Genomic DNA, 19,697 nt, shown 5'->3' on the forward strand with positions numbered 1-19,697 from the left:
AAGGTCATGAGCATCATCCAGCCCGTCATCCTGTCCGGTGGTTCCGGCACGCGCCTGTGGCCGTTGTCGCGCGAAGCCTATCCGAAGCAGTTCCTGCCCCTGGCCGGCGACAACACCATGCTGCAGGCCACCTGGCAGCGCGTGGCACCGATCGCCGCACGCGGGCCGCTGGTGATCGCCAACGAAGAACACCGCTTCGTGGCGGCCGAACAGCTGCAGCAGGTCGGTGCCGAGCCGGCCGCGATCATCCTCGAACCGATGGGCCGCAACACCGCCCCGGCCATTGCCGTGGCCGCGCTGGAAGCCACCCGTGACGGTGCCGACGCGCTGCTGCTGGTGCTGCCGTCGGACCACGTGATCACCGACGAGGCGGCCTTCCGCGCAGCCGTGCAGGCCGCCGCCGGCGCTGCCGAAGCCGGCAAGCTGGTCACCTTCGGCATCGTGCCCACCGGCCCGGAAACCGGCTATGGCTACATCAAGGCCGCCGAGGGCCAGGGCGTGCGCGCCGTCGAACGCTTCGTTGAAAAGCCCGACCTGGACACCGCCACCGGCTACGTGGCCAGCGGCCAGTACTACTGGAACAGCGGCATGTTCCTGTTCAAGGCCTCGCGCTACCTGCAGGAACTGGAACGCTTCCAGCCGCAGATGCTGGCCGGCAGCCGCACGGCCTGGCAGCAGGCGCGCCGCGATGCCGACTTCACCCGCCTGGACAAGGATGCCTTCGCCGCCGTGCCGTCGGATTCGATCGACTACGCGGTGATGGAAAAGACCGCCGATGCCGTGGTGGTGCCGCTGGATGCCGGCTGGAACGACGTGGGTTCATGGACCGCGCTGCGCGATGTGTCCCATCAGGACGGTGACGGCAACGCCCACCAGGGCGATGTGATCGCCATCGACTGCCGCAACACCTATGCCTACGGCCAGCGCCTGGTGGCCATGGTCGGCCTGGATGACGTGATCGTGGTCGAGACCGACGATGCGGTGCTGGTCGGCAAGGGCGACCGCATGCAGGAGGTCAAGACCGTGGTGGCCCAGCTGAAGGCCGGCGGCCGCAGCGAAGCCACCTGGCACCGCAAGGTCTACCGCCCGTGGGGCGCCTACGATTCGATCGACAACGGCGACCGTTTCCAGGTCAAGCGCATCACCGTCAAGCCCGGTGGCACCCTCAGCCTGCAGATGCACCACCACCGTGCCGAGCACTGGATCGTGGTCAGCGGCACCGCCGAGGTGACCCGCGGTGATGAGGTGATCCTGCTCAGCGAGAACCAGAGCACCTACATCCCGCTGGGCGTGACCCACCGCCTGCGCAACCCGGGCAAGCTGCCGCTGGAACTGATCGAAGTGCAGTCGGGCAGCTACCTCGGCGAAGACGATATCGTCCGCTTCGAAGACACCTACGGGCGCAGCTGACCCGGTCAGGGCCCTGCTTCGGCAGGGCCCTGGCGCGATCCGGCGCCCTGCGGGGCCGCCGGATCCATCTCCCGCAGCAGCGGCAGCGCCCGGCGCAGGGCCGGATCATCCAGATACACCTTCAGGCGGGCCGGGTCGGGATACGGCAGTTCGAACTCCCCGACCTGCAGCATGCCGGGCTCACCCGTGGCCAGGTAGCGCTGCACGTTGTGCTGCTGCACCCGCGTGGCCGCAGCGAACTCACGCATGTTCTCCACATCCTTGCCGATCCGCCCCAGCAGGGGGTAGGCGACCAGCACCGCGAACAGCACCGCCAGCGCACGGCCGGCGGTACGCAGCCGCGACGCGGCGGGCCGCAGGCCCCACAGCTGGATCGCGAACCATGCATTGGCGAACAACCCAGGCACGAACAGGTCCATGTAGCGCGGCATGGGCGAGCGCAGGCCATGCCCGCGCCCGTAGGCGATGGCCAGCGCCTGCAGGGCCGACCAGATGCACAGGCCGGCCATCACCAGATCGGCGGGCGAGGCCTGCCGGCGGATCAGCATGCGGGTAATCATCACCGCCGCCGGCAGCCAGATGACCAGTGCAAAGCCGCCCGAGCGCATGGGCCAGGCCAGCGTGCGCGAGGCGGCATACAGGAATTCGCCAGCGCCCTGCGCGCGCAGGCCCGCGTTGGCCTCGATCACCGGAATCCAGGCATAAGCCGCCACCGCCATGACCGCCAGCACCGCTGCGGCCGCCAACGCAGGGCCGCGCCGGCCGGGAAGGCACACGCAGGCCAGCACACACGCGGCGGCCGTAGCGACGGCGGTCAACATGCCGGACGCCATGATGGTGGTAGCGAACGCGCTCAAGGCAATGGCCGCCAGCAGCGCCGGAATACGCTGGTGGTGCCTGGCCACCAGTGCGATGGACACGATGCTGGACAGCACCAGCACATAGAACTGCGTCTGGAAGCCGACCAGGAAGTTCTCCCAGGCGAACGGCAGGACCGACAGCAACACCGCCAACGGCAACAGCCACGCACGTCCCGCCGCTGCCCCCGCATCGCGCAGCGCGTGCCACACCAGCAGACCGGGAACCAGGCAGAACAGCAGCGCGCCGATCCGCGCCTCGTACAGGTTGTTCCACTGGCCTGTAACCGCGTAGGACAGCAGGGCCAGCAGCCGGGTGGGCAGGATGCGGTGCTCGTTGTGGGGCGCCAGCAGCGTCTGCCACTGCAGGGTGCCCTCCATCCATGGCTTCAGCGCCGTCGCCCATTCGCCATCCCACTGGTCCCAGTAGGGCATCGGGGTGCTGAAGTACTGCACGTACAACAGGCGGGCCAGCAGGGCCAGCACGGCGACAGCCACCGCCAGCAGTACGGGCGAGGGTCCGCGCACGGCGCGGGGCAGAGAATCGGCTTGATACATGGTCGTGTCCTTACGAGGGCATGCGGCACGCGCGGTCCGCAACTGACGTAGATCCAGCCGGGCATGGTAGTGCAGAACACCGTGGCCCGTGTACGCCGGCGCCGGGAACGGGTCAGATGCGGCTGCTACCTGTCGCGACCAACGCGCACCGGCCGCCGCGCCGCGCCACAACGCAGACGCCCGGCCGAAGCCGGGCGTCTGTCCCAACACGAGTCACGCAACCGCGCCGCTCAGAGCGCGGCCATCACCCGCTGCAATCCGTCCTGCCACGCCGGCAGCACGATGCCGAAATCCTGCTGCAGCTTGCGGTTGTCCAGCACCGACCAGGCCGGGCGCTGGGCCGGTGTCGGGTATTCGGCACTGGTGATCGCCTCGACCGTCGGCACCTTCGCCAGCACGCCACGCGCCAGTGCTTCGGCAAAAATCGCCTCGGCAAAGCCGTGCCAGCTGGTCTGGCCGCTGGCGGTCAGATGCCAGGTGCCGGACAGCTGGCCCGGATGCTGCAGCGCCTGCGCGGTCACATCGGCAATCAGCGCGGCCGGGGTCGGCGTGCCGATCTGGTCGGCCACCACCCGCAACTGATCGCGCTCGGCGCCCACCCGCAGCATGGTGCGCAGGAAGTTCGCACCATGCGAGGCATACACCCATGCCGTGCGGAAGATCAGGTGGCGACCGCCCGCGGCACGCACGGCGTCTTCGCCGTCGCGCTTGCTGGTGCCATACACGCCCAGCGGTGCGGTCGGTTCGTCTTCCCGGTAGGGCGCCGTGCCCTGCCCGTCAAACACGTAATCGGTGGAGTAATGCACGAAGGGCACGCCATGGGCCGCGCACCAGCGCGCGATCACGCCCGGTGCCTGCGCATTGGCGGCGAAGGCCGCGTCTGCGTCCTGCTCGGCACGATCCACCGCCGTATACGCCGCGGCATTCACCACCCGCGACGGCTGCAGCCGGTCCAGCAGCGCCGGCAGGCTGTCGGGCTGGCCGAAGTCGGCCACTTCGCAGGCGCTGCCATCGGGCAGCTGGCCACTGCGCGTGGTCGCCACCACCGTGCCCAGCGGCGCCAGCGCGCGCAGCAGCTCCTGGCCGACCTGGCCGTTGCCGCCGAACACCAGCACCGTCATGGGGTGTAGACCGGCAGGCGGTCTTCGGCGATGTCCTTCAGGAACGGCGCGTTTTCGTCCTTGGCCGACAGCGTCGGCGCACTGATCGGCCAGTCCACGGCGATATCGGCATCGTTCCAGCGCACGCCGGCATCGAAGTCCTTCAGGTAGACCTCGGTGCACAGATAGCTGAACACCGCACGCTCGGACAGCACCGCAAAGCCGTGCGCGAAGCCTTCGGGAATCCAGAACTGCTTCTTGTTTTCCGCACTCAGCACCACCGCTTCCCACTGGCCGAAGGTCGGCGAGCCGCGGCGGATATCCACGGCCACGTCATACACCTCGCCTTCCAGCACGCTGACCAGCTTGCCCTGCGGGCGCGGCCACTGGTAATGCAGGCCACGCAGCACGCCCTTGGCCGAGGTGGACACGTTGCTCTGCACGAAGCGGTCGGGCAGACCCTGCGCGGCGAAGCGCTCGGCATTCCAGGTTTCGAAGAAATAGCCGCGGGCATCGCCGAACACCGCCGGCTCGATCACCACGCAGCCGGGCAACTTGGTTTCAATCACTTTCACGGAACAACTCCACGCAATGCGAGCTTGTGCAGGTACTGGCCGTAGCCATTCTTGATCAGCGGTGCGGCCAGCGCTTCCAGCTGCTCGGCGCTGATCCAACCCTTGCCGAAGGCGATTTCCTCGGGGCAGCAGACCTGCAGGCCCTGCCGGGTCTGGATGGTCTCGATGAAGTTGGACGCTTCCAGCAGCGACTGGTGGGTGCCGGTATCGAGCCAGGCATAGCCGCGGCCCAGCGCTTCCAGGTGCAGGTTGCCCTCGGCCAGGTAACGCTTGTTGAGATCGGTGATCTCCAGCTCGCCACGCGGCGAAGGCTTCAGTTCGGCCGCGTAGTCACTGGCACGGCCGTCGTAGAAGTACAGGCCGGTCACCGCGTAGTTGGAACGCGGGTGCTCCGGCTTTTCCACCAGATCGATCACCTTGCCGCTCTTGTCGAACTCGGCCACGCCGTAGCGTTCCGGGTCGTTCACCCAGTAACCGAACACGGTGGCGCCGTCCACGCGCTCATCGGCGCGCTTGAGCACCTCGCGCAGGCCATGGCCGTGGAAGATGTTGTCGCCCAGCACCAGGCAGCTCGGCTTGCCGTCCAGGAAGTCGCGGCCGATCAGGTACGCCTGGGCCAGCCCATCGGGGCTGGGCTGCACGGCGTACTGGATATCCATGCCCCACTGCGAACCGTCGCCCAGCAACTGCTGGAACAGCACCTGTTCGTGCGGCGTGTTGATGATCAGCACTTCACGGATGCCCGCCAGCATCAGCACGCTCAGCGGGTAATAGATCATCGGCTTGTCGTACACCGGCAGCAGCTGCTTGCTGACGCCCTTGGTGATCGGGTACAGCCGCGTACCGGAACCGCCAGCCAGGATGATGCCTTTGCGTTGGGTCATGTCGTCTCCCGGGTTCAGGCCGAAGTGCCGATGCGCTGCAGGCGGTAGCTGCCATCGAGCACGCCGTTCACCCAGTGCTGGTTGTCCAGGTACCAGTCAACGGTGAAGGCGATGCCCTGTTCGAAGGTGTAGGCCGGCTCCCAGCCCAGGTCGTTCTTCAGCTTGGACGCATCGATCGCGTAGCGGCGGTCATGGCCGGGGCGGTCGGTCACGTAGGTGATCTGGCTGCTGCGCGGCTGGCCATCCTCGCGCGGACGGCGCGCATCGAGCAGGGCACAGATGGCGTGCACCACTTCGATGTTCTGCTTTTCCGAGTTGCCGCCCACGTTGTAGGTCTCGCCCACCTGGCCCTTGGCCAGCACGGTGCGGATCGCTTCGCAGTGATCGCTCACGAACAGCCAGTCACGCACCTGCTTGCCGTCGCCGTAGACCGGCAGCGGCTCACCGGCCAGTGCCTTGGCGATCACCAGCGGAATGAGCTTTTCCGGGAAGTGGTACGGGCCGTAGTTGTTCGAGCAGTTGGTGGTCAGCACCGGCAGCCCGTAGGTGTGGTGGAACGCGCGCACCAGGTGGTCCGACGCCGCCTTGGACGCCGAGTACGGCGAATTGGGCGCGTACGGGGTGGTTTCGCTGAACTTGCCGGTCTCGCCCAGGGTGCCGTACACCTCGTCGGTGGACACGTGCAGGAAGCGGAACGCCGCACCCTGCTCGGCCGGCAGGCCCTTCCAGTGGTCGCGCACCGCTTCCAGCAGGCCCAGGGTGCCCACCACATTGGTCTGGATGAACGCGCCCGGGCCATCGATGGAACGGTCCACGTGGCTTTCGGCGGCGAAGTTCAGCACCGCATCGGGCTGGTGTTCGGCCAGCAGGCGCGCCACCAGGGCACGGTCGCCGATGTCGCCCTGCACGAAGACGTGGTTCGGGTTGCCGTCCAGGCTGGACAGGGTCTTCAGGTTGCCGGCGTAGGTAAGCACATCCAGGTTCACGACCTTGATGCCGCGGGCGACGGCTTCGAGAACGAAGTTACCGCCAATGAATCCGGCGCCGCCGGTGACAAGCCAAGTGGGCACTACCTGTTCTCCTGTTCTGAATTTCGTCCTGGGAGCGCCATCGGGCACTCCGGCACAGCGCAGCAGCATACAGCGCGACGATCTTCACGACTGCCTGCCAGACGTGAATGACGCAGGCGGATTCAGCGTTTTTTGACGCGACGCAACAAAACCATACGCATTCGCACGGTCGGTCAAGGCCAGTTAGAATCCAGATCCCACCCCCGAACCGGTTGCTGTGCGAGGACCGGACGTTTCCCGTTACTGTGAGCCGGCCAACGGCCGGCACTACAAGGATCGAGTACCAGATGAAAATCCTCGTCGCGTACAAGCGCGTGGTGGACTACAACGTCCGCATTCAGGTCAAGCCGGACGGTTCCGGCGTGGTCACCGACGGCGTCAAGCTGTCCCCCAACCCCTTCGATGAAATCGCACTGGAAGAAGCCCTGCGCCTGCGCGACAAGGGCATCGCCACCGAAGTGATCGTGGCCACCATCGCCCCGGCCGATGCCCAGGCGCACCTGCGCAACGGCCTGGCCATGGGCGCCAACCGCGCCATCCACGTGGTCACCGACCAGGCGATCCAGCCGCTCACCGCCGCCCGCACGCTGCTGAAGCTGGTGGAGAAGGAACAGCCGGACCTGGTGATCCTGGGCAAGCAGGCCATCGACGACGATGCCAACCAGACCGGCCAGATGCTGGCCACGCTGTGGGGCCGCCCGCAGGCGACGTTCGCCAGCAAGCTGGACATTGCCGACGGCAAGGCCACGGTCACCCGCGAAGTCGACGCCGGCCTGGAAACGCTGGAAGTGGATCTGCCGGCCGTGGTCACCACCGACCTGCGCCTGAACGAGCCGCGCTTCATCAAGCTGCCGGACATCATGAAGGCCAAAGCCAAGCCGTTGGAAACCCTGCAGCTGGCCGATCTGGGCGTTGAAGCCGCCGACACCTTCAAGACCACCCAGTACGCCGCGCCGTCCAAGCGCAGCAAGGGTGTGATGGTCAAGGACGCGGCCGAACTGGTTGCCGCACTCAAGCAGAAGGGGCTGCTGTAATGAGCAAGATTCTCGTCATCGCCGAGCACCACGACGGCAAGCTCAACGCCGCCACCGCCAAGACCGTCAGCGCCGCCGCCGCCATCAGCGGTGCCAGCATCGACGTGCTGGTGCTGGCCGCCGACCCGACCGCCGTGGCTGCTGAAGCCGCGAAGATCGCCGGCGTGGCCAATGTCCTCACCGTCGCCAACGCCGCCAACGCGCAGGCCATCGCCCAGGTGCTGGCCCCGCAGATCGCGCAGCTGGCCAAGGGCTACAGCCACGTGTTCGGCCCGTCCACCACCTTCGGCAAGGACCTGATGCCCTGCGTGGCCGCCCTGCTGGGCGTCAACCAGGTGTCCGACCTGATGGCCGTGGAAGGCAGCCACACCTTCAAGCGCCCGATCTACGCCGGCAACGCGATCATCACCGTGGAAGCCCCGGCCGACCAGATCGTGGTCGCCACCGTGCGCGCGGCCTCCTGGCCGGAAGCGGCCCAGGGTGGCAATGCCACCGTTGAAGCGGCCAGCGTGGACGCGGCCCTGCCGACCCATACCCGCTTCGTCGGCCTGGCCGCCGGTGCCAGCGACCGCCCGGACCTGCAGGCCGCCAAGCGCGTGGTCTCCGGTGGCCGTGGCGTCGGTTCGGAAGAGAACTTCAAGGTCATCTTCCAGCTGGCCGACAAGCTCGGTGCCGCCGTGGGTGCCTCGCGCGCCGCCGTCGACGCCGGCTACGTGCCCAGCGACCTGCAGGTCGGCCAGACCGGCAAGATCATCGCGCCGGAACTGTACGTGGCCGTGGGTATCAGCGGCGCCATCCAGCATCTGACCGGCATCAAGGATGCCGGCACGATCGTGGCGATCAACAAGGACGGCGATGCGCCGATCTTTGAAATTGCCGATATCGGTCTGGTGGGGGATCTGTTCGCGATCCTGCCGGAGCTGGAAGCTGCACTGTAATGTCTGACTGCACGTCCCCGGCGCCGGTGAAGCCGGCTCGCCGGGGCCGCGCAGGCCTGTGGGTCGCCGCCACGGCGGCGGTCTACCTGGCGGTCCTGTGGTACATCGACCGCGACCGCAACATCCTTTCGCAGTTGGCCGCACAGGCCGGCACGCTGCTGCTGTGCAGTGCCCTGGTGCTGGCCAGCTATGTGTTCCGCTACCAGCGCTGGCGCGCGGTGCTTGCCGCACAGGCGCTGCGCCCGCACAGCTGGGACCGGGGCGCACTGGCCTACCTGGCCGGTTTTGCCTTCACCGCCTCGCCCGGCAAGGCCGGAGAACTGCTGCGCATCCGCTATTTCGGCTGGCAGGGCGTTCCGGCCAGCGCCACCCTGGCCACCTTCATCTTCGAACGGGCGCTGGACCTGCTGGTGATCACCGTGCTGGCGATCGGCGCGGCCCACCTGATTCCGGCGTTCGGCGCGCTGGCGGCAATCATCCTGGGCGTGCTGCTGGTGCTGGCCCTGCTGGGCTGCTGGCCGCCGCTGGCGCGCACCGCGCACCGCATCATCGAGCACCTGCCGGGTGCACCGGTACGGCGGCTGGGCCATTTCCTGGTCAGTGGCGCCGGCGCCCTCGGCCCGCTGCTGCGCGTGCGCCTGCTGCTGCCCGCCAGCCTGCACGGCGCTGCTGCGTGGCTGTTGACCGCCGCGGCCTTCGCCCTGCTGTGCCAGGCCCTGGGCATTGCCCTGCCGTGGCCATTGGCGCTGGGCATCTACCCACTGGCCATGCTGGTGGGCGCACTCTCGTTCGTCCCCGGCGGCGTGGGCACCACCGAAGCGGCGATCGTGGTCATGCTCGGTGCCAGCGGCGTTGCGGTGGATACCGCGCTGACCGTGGCCATCGGCATCCGCCTGGTCAGCCTGTGGCTGGCGGTGGTCGTGGGAATGCTTGCAATGGCCTTTCTGGAGCTGAAAGCAAGGCCGTGACGTTCAGAAGGTGGATGGCTGCGCGTATCAGCCGGTTCCCTTATCATTCAGGATGAATTCAACCGTGTGGAAAAGGAAGTACATGCAGCATCACGCCATTTTCTGCGAAGAGGCACGTCCGCTGTGACCTCATCACGTGCCCTGTGCGTCGATCTGGATGGCACCCTGCTTCGCTCGGACATCCTGTACGAATCGTTGCTGGCCCTGCTGGCCCACAACCCCCTGTACATTTTCCTGGTGCCGTTCTGGCTGCTGCGTGGCAAGGCCTACGTGAAGCGCCAGCTGGCCTCGCGCGTGCAGTTGCCCGCCGACACCCTGCCCTATGACGAGCGGGTGCTGGAAATACTGCGCACCACCACCCAGCGCCCGCGCGTGCTGTGCACGGCGTCGGACCGCCTGCTGGTGCAACCGATCGCCGACCACCTGGGCCTGTTCGAGGAAGTGATGGCCAGCGACGGCCACACCAATCTGTCGGGCAACAACAAGGGCGCGGCCCTGGCCGAGCGTTTTGGTGAACGCGGCTTCGACTACATGGGCAACGGCCGCGTGGACCTGAAGGTCTGGGCGCGCGCCGGCGGTGCCATCGTGGTGAACAACGGCAATGGCCTGGCCCGCGATGCCGCCCGCCAGACCGAAGTGCTGGCGCACCTGCCTGCGCACAACGGCGGCCTGCTGACCTGGATCAAGGCCCTGCGCGTGTACCAGTGGCTGAAGAACCTGCTGGTGCTGGTGCCGCTGCTGACCGCGCACCGCTTCCTGGATCCGGTCGCCATCACCGATGCCGGCGTGGCCTTCCTGGCCTTTGGCCTGTGCGCCTCCGGCGTCTATCTGCTGAACGATCTGCTGGACCTGACCCCGGACCGCATGCATCCGCGCAAGCGCAAGCGGCCCTTCGCCGCCGGCACCCTGCCGCTGCTGCATGGCCTGCTGGTCGCACCGCTGATCACCCTGGCCGGTTTCGCGCTGGCGCTGTGGTGCAGCCCCGCCTTCGCCGGCGTGCTGCTGTGCTACTACGTGATGACCCTGGGCTATTCGCTGAAGCTCAAGCGCATCGTGATGATCGACGTGGTGATGCTGGCGGCGCTGTACACCGTGCGCATCATCGGCGGCGCGGTGGCGATCAATTCGGAACTGTCGTTCTGGCTGCTGGCGTTCTCGATGTTCGTGTTCCTCAGCCTGGCCATGCTCAAGCGCTACACCGAACTGGCGTCGGCACTGGCCAACGGCAAGGAAATGGCCATCGGCCGCGGCTACTCGGTGGCCGACCTGCCGCTGGTGCAGTCGCTGGGCGCCGCCGCCGGTTACATCGGCGTGCTGGTGTTCGCGCTGTACATCAACAGCCCGGAAAGCCTGGAGCTGTACACCAGCCCCAAGCTGCTGTGGCTGCTGTGCCCGATCCTGCTGTACTGGATCAGCCGCATGTGGATCGTCTCGCACCGCGGCGACATGCATGACGACCCGATCGTGTTCGCGGCGATGGACCGCGGCAGCCAGATCGTCATCGCCCTGTGCGTGCTGATCGTCCTGATCGCCATATGAGTGCAGCGGTTGGCCAGTCCTGGGGGCGCTACCCGCGGGTGCAGCAGCGGATCCTTCCGGTGCTCGACCGTGCCGCGGCCCTGCCGCTGCCCGCAGAGGGCGGCACCGTGCTGCCCCACGGCAACGGCCGCAGTTACGGTGACAGCTGCCTGAACCCGGGCGCGACCCTGCTGACCAGCCGCGCCCTGGACCGCTTCATCGACTTCGATCCGGCCACCGGCATCGTCCGCTGCGAGGCCGGAGTGACCCTGGCCGATATCCTGGATATCGCGTTGCCGCGCGGCTGGTTCCTGCCGGTCACTCCGGGCACGCGCTACGCCACCGTGGGCGGTGCGATCGGCAACGATGTGCATGGCAAGAACCACCACCGTGCCGGCACCTTCGGCCACCACGTGCGCTGCCTGGAACTGCTGCGCAGCGATGGCCTGCGCCAGCAGCTCAGCCCGGCCGACGACAGCGGCATGTTCGCCGCCACCGTGGGCGGGCTGGGCCTGACCGGTTTCATCACCTGGGCCGAACTGCAGCTGCGCCGCGTTCCCGGCCCCTGGATCGAAACCGAATCGATCCGCTTCGACAACCTGGACGAGTTCTTCGCGCTGTCGCGCGAGTCGGCCGCCGATTTCGAATACACCGTGGCCTGGATCGACTGCCTGGCCAAGGGCCGCGCGCTCGGTCGCGGGCACTTCCTGCGCGGCGACCATGCGCCGGGCGATGCCCACGCGGCCACGCCCAGCTCCGCGCCCAAGCGCAGCATGCCGCTGGTGCCGCCGGTTTCGCTGGTCAACCCGCTGACCCTGCGCCCGTTCAACACCCTGTACTACTGGCGCCAGCCGGCGCGCCGCGCGCGCCACGTCTCGCACTACCAGAGCTATTTCTATCCGCTGGACGGCATCAACCACTGGAACCGCATGTATGGCCCGCGCGGCTTCCTGCAGCACCAGTGCGTGCTGCCGCCGGCCACCGCGCGCGACGCCACCGCGGCGCTGCTGGGTGAAATCGCCCGCAGCGGGCGCGGTTCGTTCCTGGCGGTGCTGAAGGAATTCGGCGACCGGCCCTCGCCGGGCCTGCTCTCCTTCCCGCGCCCGGGCACCACCCTGGCGCTGGATTTCCCCAACGACGGTCCCGAGCTGCTGAAGATGCTCGACCGCCTGGACCGCATCGTCAGCGAGGCGGGTGGTGCCGTGTACGCGGCCAAGGACGCGCGCATGTCCGGCACCCTGTTCCGCCAGGCCTATCCGGCCTGGGAAGCATTTTCCCGCTTCATCGACCCTCGATTCTCATCCGGCTTCTGGCGCCGGGTGATGGAGTAAGCATGCAGAAGATCCTGATCATCGGCGCGACCTCGGCCATCGCCGAATCGGTTGCCCGCCTGTACGCCGCACGCGGCGCCGCGCTGTACCTGGTGGGCCGCAGTGCCGGCAAGCTGGACGCCATTGCCGCCGACCTGCGCGTGCGCGGTGCGCAGCACGTGCATAGCGGCGTGCTGGACGTGAACGATGTAGCCGCCCATGGCGCGCTGCTGGATGACGCGTGGACGGCGCTGGGCGGTGTGGACACCGTGCTGATCGCCCACGGCACCCTGCCCGACCAGGCCGCGTGCGATGCCTCGGTGGCGCTGTCGCTGCAGGAATTCGCTACCAACGGCACCTCGACCATCGCGCTGTCTGCCGCGCTGGCGCAGCGCCTGCAGTCCGGGGCCAGCCTGGCCGTCATCTCTTCGGTGGCCGGTGACCGTGGCCGCGCCAGCAACTACCTGTACGGCAGCGCCAAGGCCGCCGTCACCGCCTACCTGAGCGGCCTGGGCCAGCGCCTGCGCCCGGCCGGCATCAATGTGCTGGTCATCAAGCCCGGTTTCGTCGATACGCCGATGACCGCTGCGTTCAAGAAGGGCGCCCTGTGGGCCACCCCGGACAAGGTTGCCGCCGGCATTCTCAAGGCCATCGGCAAGCGCAAGGCCGTCGCCTACCTGCCCGGTTTCTGGTGGGCCATCATGATGATCATCAAGAACATTCCCGAATTCGTCTTCCGCAGGATCAAGCTCTGACATGACCGACAAGCACGCCAAGATCGTCATCACCGGCGCCGCCGGTCTGGTCGGTCAGAACCTGATCGTCGAGCTGAAGCAGCAGGGCTACACCCAGCTGGTGGCCATCGACAAGCACGCGCACAACCTGCGCATCCTGCAGGACCTGCATCCGGACGTGCGCGTCCTGCACGCCGACCTGGCCGAGCCGGGCGCCTGGGCGGCCGAGTTCAACGGTGCCGCCTGCGTGGTGCAGCTGCATGCGCAGATCACCGGCAAGACGACCGATCTGTTCGTGCGCAACAACATCACCGCCACCGGCCACGTGCTGAAGGCCACCCAGGACGCTGCCGTGCCGTACATGGTGCACATCAGCTCGTCGGTGGTGAACTCGGTGGCCAAGGATGACTACACCAACACCAAGCGCGAGCAGGAAGAAATGGTGGTGGCCAGCGGCCAGCGCCACTGCGTGCTGCGCCCCACCCTGATGTTCGGCTGGTTCGACCCCAAGCACCTGGGCTGGCTGTCGCGCTTCATGGCGCGCACCCCGGTGTTCCCGATTCCGGGCGATGGCAGGTTCATGCGCCAGCCGCTGTACGAACGCGATTTCTGCCGCTGCATCGCCAAGTGCATCGAAACCGAACCCAATGGCGAGGTCTTCGACATCGTCGGCGATACCCGCGTGGACTACGTGGACATCATCCGCACCATCAAGCGGGTGAAGAAGCTGCACACCGTCATCGTGCACATTCCGATCGGCTTCTTTGCGTTCCTGCTGAAGGTCTACAGCCTGTTCAGCAGCAAGCCGCCGTTCACCGCGGACCAGTTGAAGGCACTCAGCGCCGGCGACGACTTCAAGGGCATCGACACCGAAGCGGTGTTCGGGGTGAAGCAGACGCCGTTCGAGGATGCCATCCGCGAAAGCTACACCGACCCCAAGTATTCACACATCGTGCTGCAGCGCTGAGCCGACAACCTTCAACTTGCCAACCACCGGTCAATCATGCTGAAAACCTCTTCGCTGCCGCCCAACCAGGATTCCTCCTGGAAGAACCTTCCCTTGGCCGTCCTGCTGCTCATGGTGGCTGCCGTCGTCATTCGTCTGGCGTTCTGGGCCTACACCGATCGTGTGTGGGAAGACGCGCTGATCACGGTGCTGCACGCGGAGAACCTGTTCCAGGTCGGCAAGCTTTCCCACTTCCGGGTGGATGACAAGGTCGTGCACGGCTTCACCAGCCCGATCAGCGTGCTGGTGCCGATCATTGGTGGCGCACTGGACTGGAAGGGAACCTACGCCCTGCCGTTCATCCAGTTCATTTCCGCGCTGACCGGCGCGCTGACCGTGCTGCTCGGCTACCGGGTGATCGTCCGCGCCAAGGAGCCGAACCAGACCGCGTGGATGGTATTCACGCTGGCCTACCTGGCCTTCGAACACCACCAGATCCTCTGGGGCATGGCCGGCATGGAAACGCAGATGGTCGTGGCGACCATCCTGTTCGCGTTCTATGCCGCGACCACCGGCAACCCCAAGCTGATCGGCCTGGCCCTGGCGCTGGCGCTGTACGCGCGCCCGGACTTCGCCTTCCTCAACATCATCATCGTTGTCTTCACCTACTTCGTCGTGGGCAAGGGCCAAGCGGTGAAGTCCGTGCTGATCGGTGCCGCGCTCTACGCGCCCTGGCTGATCTTCACCACGCTCTACTACGGCTCGCCGCTGCCCAACACCATCCTGGCCAAGGCTTACGGCTACGCGCCGCAGAAGGTCTCGCTGGGACAGAAGCTGCTGGACTTCTGGGTCCCGATGGGCCCGTCGTTCGCGGGTAACGGCACCGGCTACTGGCGCCTGTGGGACCACGGTGCCATTTCCATCGCCGTCATCCTGCTGTTCGCGTTCAGCGCGTACAGCGTCGTCCGCCACCGCACCAAGGCCCTGTACGTTCCGGTCGCCTTCGTGCTGGTCTACTGGGCGTACTACGTGTTTGCGGTGAACGGCGTGTTCGGCTGGTACGTGGTGCCCGTCTCGGCCGCCACCAGCCTGGTCGCCGGCTACGGCCTGGCCCGCCTGATCCGCAATCGCAAGGCGGCCATCACGGTGGCGGTGGCGTACATCGCGGCCATGGTCACGGTGCTGCCGACCACCTTCAAGGCCGAGCACGATATCCAGGCCAACATCGAAGCACCGGCCCGCGAGGCCATGGGCCGCTACCTGGGCGCTGTGATGCGTCCCACCGACAAGGTCGGCATGGAGCCGCTGGGCTACAGCTCCTATTACTCGCGCCACGTGATCGTGGACTACCCGGGGCTGATCAATCCCGATGTGGTTGCCTACACCAAGGAACACCGCGCCGCCGGCCTGTGCACCCTGCTGGGCGATTTCCTGCCTGAGTACGTCGCCCTGCGCGAACATGAGTGCAAGGGGTCGCCCTGGATCGCACAGCACTACATCGAGATCCGGAACTTCCGCGCCAACGCGGCTGCCGCCAACAACTACATGATCGAGCACAACATCGATACGCACTTCGTGCTGTACCGTCGCTCGGACGTGCCGGCCGTGGGCGTGCCGTTCAAGGGTGTGCAGGAACAGCCGCAGAAGCGCGGCCTGGCCGATCCGGAGCTGAACCAGACGTCGTCGATCAACACCGGCGCCCCGCTGCAGGTCACCTCGGTCGACCTGCAGGGCGATTTCGCCCGTGACGGCCACAATGCCGAGGTGGGCCAGCCGTCGCTGAAGGGCGACATCTACGGTTCCTGGACCGTCAAGGGTGATGCGGGTACCGGTCACGTTTCGCTGTCCGTCGTGGTTCCGGCCGGTGTCAATGCGATCGCGGTGCCGGTGCTGACCGGCCCGGCTGCGACCCACGCCCGCTTTGAAGTGAGCGACAACGGCGAGACCATCGACCAGCTCTGCAACCCGCCGGGCCTGGGTCACTGGCGCCTGTGGGCTGTCCGCGTGCAGGCCTATTCCGAGCCGCGCACGATCACCATCACCGCGACCGACTCCGGCGACGGCTGGGGTGAGTGGACGGCCATCGGCGCTCCGTACGTGATGCAGAAGCATCAGTACCCGACCAAGCACTGATCGCATCCCATGACGCCAACCTCTTTTTCCCTTTTCAGCCGTACGGGTTCGTGCACATGAAGAAATTCGCCATCATCGGCGCAGGCCCCATGGGCCTGATGGCCGCCGTGAAACTCCTCGACCAGGGCCACTCGGTCACGATCTACGAGCGTGACGATCGCATTGGCGGCATGTCGGCCAACTTCGATTTCGACGGCCTGTCGATCGAGCGCTACTACCACTTCATCTGCAAGACCGACTATCCGCTCTTCGCACTGCTGGAGCGCTACGGCCTGTCCAAGGCACTGCGCTGGACCGACACGAAGATGGGGTACTTCTACCAGGGCAAGCTGTACAAGTGGGGCACCCCGTTTGCCCTGCTGGCCTTCCCGCACCTGGGCCCGATCAGCAAGTTCCGCTATGCCCTGCACGTGATGTACACCAAGGGCATCAAGGACTGGACCGCGCTGGACAAGGAAGAGGCTGGCACCTGGATCCGTCGCTGGATCGGCCAGAAGGCCTACGACGTGATGTGGAAGGATGCCTTCCGCCTGAAGTTCTTCGAGTTCAAGGACCACCTGTCGGCCAGCTGGATCGGCACCCGCATCAAGCGCGTGGCGCTGTCGCGCCGCAACCTGATGCACGAGAGCATGGGCTACCTGGAAGGGGGCTCGATGACGCTGCTGGAGCGCATGGTGCAGGACATCCAGGCGCGTGGCGGCCGTATCGAGCTGTCGCAGGGCATCGATGAAGTGGTGTCCGAGAACGGCAAGGTCACCGGCGTGTCGGTGGGCGGTGCGTTCACCGCCTACGACGGCGTGATCTCCACCGCGCCCATCCAGTACGTGCCGGCGCTGGTGCCGGGGCTGCCGGAAGACTTCCGCGCCAAGGTCGCGGCCGTGCAGAACATCCCGGTGGCCTGCGTCATCCTCAAGCTCAAGCATGCGGTGAGCGAGAACTTCTGGATGAACATCAGCGACCCGGGCATCGAGATCCCGGGCGTGATCGAGTACAGCAACCTCAACCCGGGCACCGATCCGGGCCAGAAGATCCTGTACGCGCCGTACTACATGCCCAAGACCCACCCGAAGTGGCAGCAGTCCAACGCCGAGCTGATCGAAGAAGTGCTGGGCTACCTGGCCCGCATCAACCCCGAGTTCAAGCGTGACTGGGTGCTGGCCTCGCATTGCCACCGTTACGAGTTCGCGCAGACCATCTGTCCGCCGGGCTTCCAGGACATGCTGCCGTCGATGCGCACGCCGGTGCAGGGCTTCTTCATGGCTGACACGGCCTACTACTACCCTGAAGACCGCTCGATCAACGAGAGCATCAACACCGCCCAGGCGCTGGTGGACGAGGCGCTGCGCTGATGAAGTCGATGGTAGGCGCCGTACGCGCACGCTTGGCCGCCGGGCTGCATCCGCTGCACCCCGGGTTCCTGCTCACGATGGTGCTGGTTCCCCTCGTGGCCGTGCGCGCCTACCTGGTCCTCCGCTATGGCAGCAGCAGTCCCTTCTGGGACCAGTGGGATGCCGAGTTCGACAACCTGCTGCTGCCCTATCTGCGGGGGGAGCTGGGCATCGGGCATTTCTTCGCTGCCCACAATGAACATCGCATCCTGTTCACCCGCCTGATCTCGCTGGGCCTGTTTGCCAGCAACGGCAACCAGTTCGATGCCAAGGTGGAGATGCTGTTCAATGTGCTGCCGCATGCGGCGGCCATCGGCGCGATGGCATGGGTGGGTCTGCGCACCCTGCCCGCGTCGGCGCGCCCCTTGTTTGCGGTGGGGGTGTTCGCGCTGGCGGCCGCTCCCCTGGGCTGGGAGAACCTGATTGCCGGGTTCCAGAACCAGTTCTTCATTCTTGCCCTGCTGTCGGTCGCCACCACCTGGCTGGCCGCGGCAGATACCCTCAGCCGCAACCGGTTGCTGGCGATGCTGGCGTGCGCGTGCCTGGCGTTGTTCACCATGGCATCGGGGGTGTTCGCCGCCGCCGCTGCCGCCGGACTGCTGCTGTACCGCATCGTGGCCGGCGACATCGACCGCCGCCCGGCGCTGATCGGGCTGGCACTGATGGCCGCTGTCGCCGCGACCGGGCTGCTGACGATGCCGGCGGCACCGCACGGCGATACCTTCCATGCGCACTCCCTGGCCGAGTTCCTGCAGGCCCTGAAGATGACTCTGTCCTGGCCGCTGCGGCCGAGCTGGCTCAGCGTGCTGGTGCTGTGGTCGCCCACCGCAGCCCTGACCGCGGTGATGCTGCTGCACGTGCGCTCGCGGCAACCGCTGACCCCGGGGCTGCGTTTCGCGTTCGCGCTTGCAGGGTGGGTGCTGGTGCAGGCCGTGGCCATGGCGTATTCGCGTGGCACCGAAGTGCATAACGGCGTCACCTCGCGCTACACCGATCTGCTTGCCCTGGGTGTGATCAACAACCTGTGGCTGGTGCTGTATGCGAGCTTCCGCCTTCGCAGCACCTGGCCCGCCTGGGCCCGCGCCGCGGTGCCCACGCTGTTCCTGGGCTGGGTCGCGCTGTCGTCCTACCCCAGTTTCCTGCACGCCCAGGCCGATATCGCCCACCGTTCCGCACTGGGTGCCAACCAGGAACGCCTGCTGGCCGGCTTCCTCGCCGACGGCGACCTGGAGCGTCTGAAGCACTCTCCGGATCTGCTGCCCTACCCCGACGCCGACCGCATCAGCCGGGTGCTGTCCGCGCCGGACGCCGCGGCGATGATGCCGGTGGAGATCCGTCGCCCGCTGGCGTTCACCTTCACGGACTGCGCGGCACTGGCCTACCCGGGCAGCTACACCACCCTGCCGGCACTGCCGCACGCCCTGGGCAGCTATGCCCCCGGCTCCGGCGACGCCACGCTGCTGAAGTGCGACAGCAATGAAGTGGCCACAGCGGCGACCTGGCTGGCCTATCGGCAGGCCGGTGGCGGCGCACCCAGCGTTGCGGCCGCCCTGGTCGGTGCCCAGCACCGCATCGAGCTGGCGCCGCGTGCCGTGCAGGGCGAGCGCTGGCAGACCCACCTGGTGCATGCGCCCGGCGACCGTTACCGCCTGCGCATCGAAGACAACGATGAACACACCTGGGTTGCGCTGACCCTGCCCACCGAAGCCGGCACCCTCAGCGCACTGCGCCTGTGGGCCGAGCCGCGCGCCGGTACCCTGCTGTATCTCTCACTTGTAATGGCATTCATGTTGCTGGTGCTTGCCGTCTCCCGTTCCACCCCGGCACCTGACAGGAAGCACGCATGAGCCGCCAGTTTCTGCTTTTCATCGTCTGCGGAGGCACCGCCGCAGCGGTGAACGTGGGCAGCCGCATCCTGTTCAGCCTGGTCACCCCGTTTGAGGTGGCCGTCTGCCTGGCCTATGGCCTGGGCATGCTCACCGCGTTCATCCTGAACCGCATCTTGGTGTTCAAGGGCTCGGACCGGCCGATCGCCCAGCAGGCGGCCTGGTTCATCGCCATCAATGCGATCAGCCTGCTGCAGACCCTGGCCATCAGCGTGCTGCTGAAGCGCTGGCTGCTGCCGCTGATCAACTGGCCGTTCGACATTCCGCTCAGCGCCCACCTGGTGGGCGTGGCCGTGCCGATCTTCACCGCTTACCTCGGCCACAAGCATTTCACCTTCTCCCGCTCGGGGAAGGACAAAGTCTGAACGGTCTCGATGCGGGCATCACC

The 19,697-nt window shown here is 66.9% G+C and carries 17 protein-coding genes; 12 read left to right on the forward strand and 5 right to left on the reverse strand.

Features of this window, described 5'->3' with window-relative positions; genetic code table 11:
* Positions 1-6 precede the first annotated feature (6 nt).
* Positions 7-1,410: a mannose-1-phosphate guanylyltransferase/mannose-6-phosphate isomerase gene (locus tag AC06FA_RS13175; RefSeq protein WP_478068698.1), complete on the forward strand. Its 1,404-nt coding sequence runs from the start codon at positions 7-9 to the stop codon at positions 1,408-1,410.
* A 5-nt stretch (positions 1,411-1,415) separates the two neighbouring features.
* Here AC06FA_RS13175 and AC06FA_RS13180 read toward each other — a convergent pair whose 3' ends face one another.
* From AC06FA_RS13180 to rfbB, 5 genes are all read right to left on the reverse strand, one after another.
* Positions 1,416-2,825 carry a hypothetical protein gene (locus AC06FA_RS13180; protein ID WP_478068699.1) on the reverse strand — a complete coding sequence of 470 codons (1,410 nt, stop codon included), beginning with the start codon at positions 2,823-2,825 and terminating at the stop codon, positions 1,416-1,418.
* Between the two features lie 230 nt (positions 2,826-3,055).
* On the reverse strand, positions 3,056-3,946 hold the full coding sequence (rfbD, locus tag AC06FA_RS13185; protein WP_478068700.1) for a dTDP-4-dehydrorhamnose reductase: 891 nt from the start codon (positions 3,944-3,946) through the stop codon (positions 3,056-3,058).
* Complete coding sequence (gene rfbC, locus AC06FA_RS13190) at positions 3,943-4,500, reverse strand: dTDP-4-dehydrorhamnose 3,5-epimerase (protein ID WP_478068701.1); 558 nt, start codon at positions 4,498-4,500, stop codon at positions 3,943-3,945. Before rfbC ends, rfbD begins: the two co-directional genes overlap by 4 nt.
* The gene (gene rfbA, locus AC06FA_RS13195; protein WP_478068702.1) at positions 4,497-5,384 is read right to left on the reverse strand and encodes a glucose-1-phosphate thymidylyltransferase RfbA; all 888 of its coding nucleotides are present in this window, start codon (positions 5,382-5,384) and stop codon (positions 4,497-4,499) included. The genes rfbC and rfbA overlap by 4 nt, the downstream gene beginning before the upstream one ends.
* 14 nt (positions 5,385-5,398) lie before the next feature.
* Complete coding sequence (rfbB, locus tag AC06FA_RS13200) at positions 5,399-6,454, reverse strand: dTDP-glucose 4,6-dehydratase (RefSeq protein ID WP_478068703.1); 1,056 nt, start codon at positions 6,452-6,454, stop codon at positions 5,399-5,401.
* Positions 6,455-6,741: 287 nt separating this feature from the next.
* Here rfbB and AC06FA_RS13205 point away from each other — a divergent pair, with 287 nt between their 5' ends.
* The 11 genes from AC06FA_RS13205 (at position 6,742) to AC06FA_RS13255 (ending at position 19,674) form a co-directional block, all read left to right on the forward strand.
* Positions 6,742-7,488: an electron transfer flavoprotein subunit beta/FixA family protein gene (locus AC06FA_RS13205; RefSeq protein WP_282245401.1), complete on the forward strand. Its 747-nt coding sequence runs from the start codon at positions 6,742-6,744 to the stop codon at positions 7,486-7,488.
* Positions 7,488-8,426, forward strand: a complete 939-nt coding sequence (locus AC06FA_RS13210; RefSeq protein ID WP_478068704.1) for an electron transfer flavoprotein subunit alpha/FixB family protein — start codon at positions 7,488-7,490, stop codon at positions 8,424-8,426. Before AC06FA_RS13205 ends, AC06FA_RS13210 begins: the two co-directional genes overlap by 1 nt.
* Positions 8,426-9,394, forward strand: a complete 969-nt coding sequence (locus AC06FA_RS13215) for a lysylphosphatidylglycerol synthase transmembrane domain-containing protein (RefSeq protein WP_478068705.1) — start codon at positions 8,426-8,428, stop codon at positions 9,392-9,394. The genes AC06FA_RS13210 and AC06FA_RS13215 overlap by 1 nt, the downstream gene beginning before the upstream one ends.
* A 141-nt stretch (positions 9,395-9,535) precedes the next feature.
* Complete coding sequence (locus AC06FA_RS13220; RefSeq protein WP_478068724.1) at positions 9,536-10,933, forward strand: UbiA family prenyltransferase; 1,398 nt, start codon at positions 9,536-9,538, stop codon at positions 10,931-10,933.
* Positions 10,930-12,243, forward strand: a complete 1,314-nt coding sequence (locus AC06FA_RS13225; protein WP_478068706.1) for an FAD-binding oxidoreductase — start codon at positions 10,930-10,932, stop codon at positions 12,241-12,243. The genes AC06FA_RS13220 and AC06FA_RS13225 overlap by 4 nt, the downstream gene beginning before the upstream one ends.
* 2 nt (positions 12,244-12,245) lie before the next feature.
* Entirely contained in the window at positions 12,246-12,977 is a 732-nt protein-coding gene (locus tag AC06FA_RS13230; RefSeq protein ID WP_478068707.1) for an SDR family oxidoreductase, read from the forward strand.
* Between the two features lies 1 nt (position 12,978).
* The gene (locus AC06FA_RS13235; RefSeq protein ID WP_478068708.1) at positions 12,979-13,923 is read left to right on the forward strand and encodes an NAD-dependent epimerase/dehydratase family protein; all 945 of its coding nucleotides are present in this window, start codon (positions 12,979-12,981) and stop codon (positions 13,921-13,923) included.
* A 36-nt stretch (positions 13,924-13,959) separates the two neighbouring features.
* Complete coding sequence (locus tag AC06FA_RS13240) at positions 13,960-16,035, forward strand: hypothetical protein (protein WP_478068709.1); 2,076 nt, start codon at positions 13,960-13,962, stop codon at positions 16,033-16,035.
* Between the two features lie 56 nt (positions 16,036-16,091).
* Positions 16,092-17,384 (forward strand): NAD(P)/FAD-dependent oxidoreductase, encoded by a 1,293-nt coding sequence (locus AC06FA_RS13245; protein WP_478068710.1) that lies wholly within the window; start codon positions 16,092-16,094, stop codon positions 17,382-17,384.
* Positions 17,384-19,270, forward strand: coding sequence for a hypothetical protein (locus AC06FA_RS13250; protein WP_478068711.1), 1,887 nt, complete (start codon positions 17,384-17,386; stop codon positions 19,268-19,270). The genes AC06FA_RS13245 and AC06FA_RS13250 overlap by 1 nt, the downstream gene beginning before the upstream one ends.
* Positions 19,267-19,674, forward strand: a complete 408-nt coding sequence (locus tag AC06FA_RS13255; RefSeq protein WP_478068712.1) for a GtrA family protein — start codon at positions 19,267-19,269, stop codon at positions 19,672-19,674. Before AC06FA_RS13250 ends, AC06FA_RS13255 begins: the two co-directional genes overlap by 4 nt.
* Positions 19,675-19,697: the final 23 nt, after the last annotated feature.

The organism is Stenotrophomonas sp. Steno-C17 (genome assembly GCF_056393165.1).

Coding starts and splice junctions, on each gene's coding strand:
- AC06FA_RS13175 (WP_478068698.1), top strand. CDS start 7: ATGAGCATCATCCAGCCCGTCATCCTGTCCGGTGGTTCCGGCACGCGC.
- AC06FA_RS13180 (WP_478068699.1), bottom strand. CDS start 2,825: ATGTATCAAGCCGATTCTCTGCCCCGCGCCGTGCGCGGACCCTCGCCC.
- rfbD (WP_478068700.1), bottom strand. CDS start 3,946: ATGACGGTGCTGGTGTTCGGCGGCAACGGCCAGGTCGGCCAGGAGCTG.
- rfbA (WP_478068702.1), bottom strand. CDS start 5,384: ATGACCCAACGCAAAGGCATCATCCTGGCTGGCGGTTCCGGTACGCGG.
- AC06FA_RS13205 (WP_282245401.1), top strand. CDS start 6,742: ATGAAAATCCTCGTCGCGTACAAGCGCGTGGTGGACTACAACGTCCGC.
- AC06FA_RS13210 (WP_478068704.1), top strand. CDS start 7,488: ATGAGCAAGATTCTCGTCATCGCCGAGCACCACGACGGCAAGCTCAAC.
- AC06FA_RS13215 (WP_478068705.1), top strand. CDS start 8,426: ATGTCTGACTGCACGTCCCCGGCGCCGGTGAAGCCGGCTCGCCGGGGC.
- AC06FA_RS13225 (WP_478068706.1), top strand. CDS start 10,930: ATGAGTGCAGCGGTTGGCCAGTCCTGGGGGCGCTACCCGCGGGTGCAG.
- AC06FA_RS13230 (WP_478068707.1), top strand. CDS start 12,246: ATGCAGAAGATCCTGATCATCGGCGCGACCTCGGCCATCGCCGAATCG.
- AC06FA_RS13235 (WP_478068708.1), top strand. CDS start 12,979: ATGACCGACAAGCACGCCAAGATCGTCATCACCGGCGCCGCCGGTCTG.
- AC06FA_RS13240 (WP_478068709.1), top strand. CDS start 13,960: ATGCTGAAAACCTCTTCGCTGCCGCCCAACCAGGATTCCTCCTGGAAG.
- AC06FA_RS13245 (WP_478068710.1), top strand. CDS start 16,092: ATGAAGAAATTCGCCATCATCGGCGCAGGCCCCATGGGCCTGATGGCC.
- AC06FA_RS13250 (WP_478068711.1), top strand. CDS start 17,384: ATGAAGTCGATGGTAGGCGCCGTACGCGCACGCTTGGCCGCCGGGCTG.
- AC06FA_RS13255 (WP_478068712.1), top strand. CDS start 19,267: ATGAGCCGCCAGTTTCTGCTTTTCATCGTCTGCGGAGGCACCGCCGCA.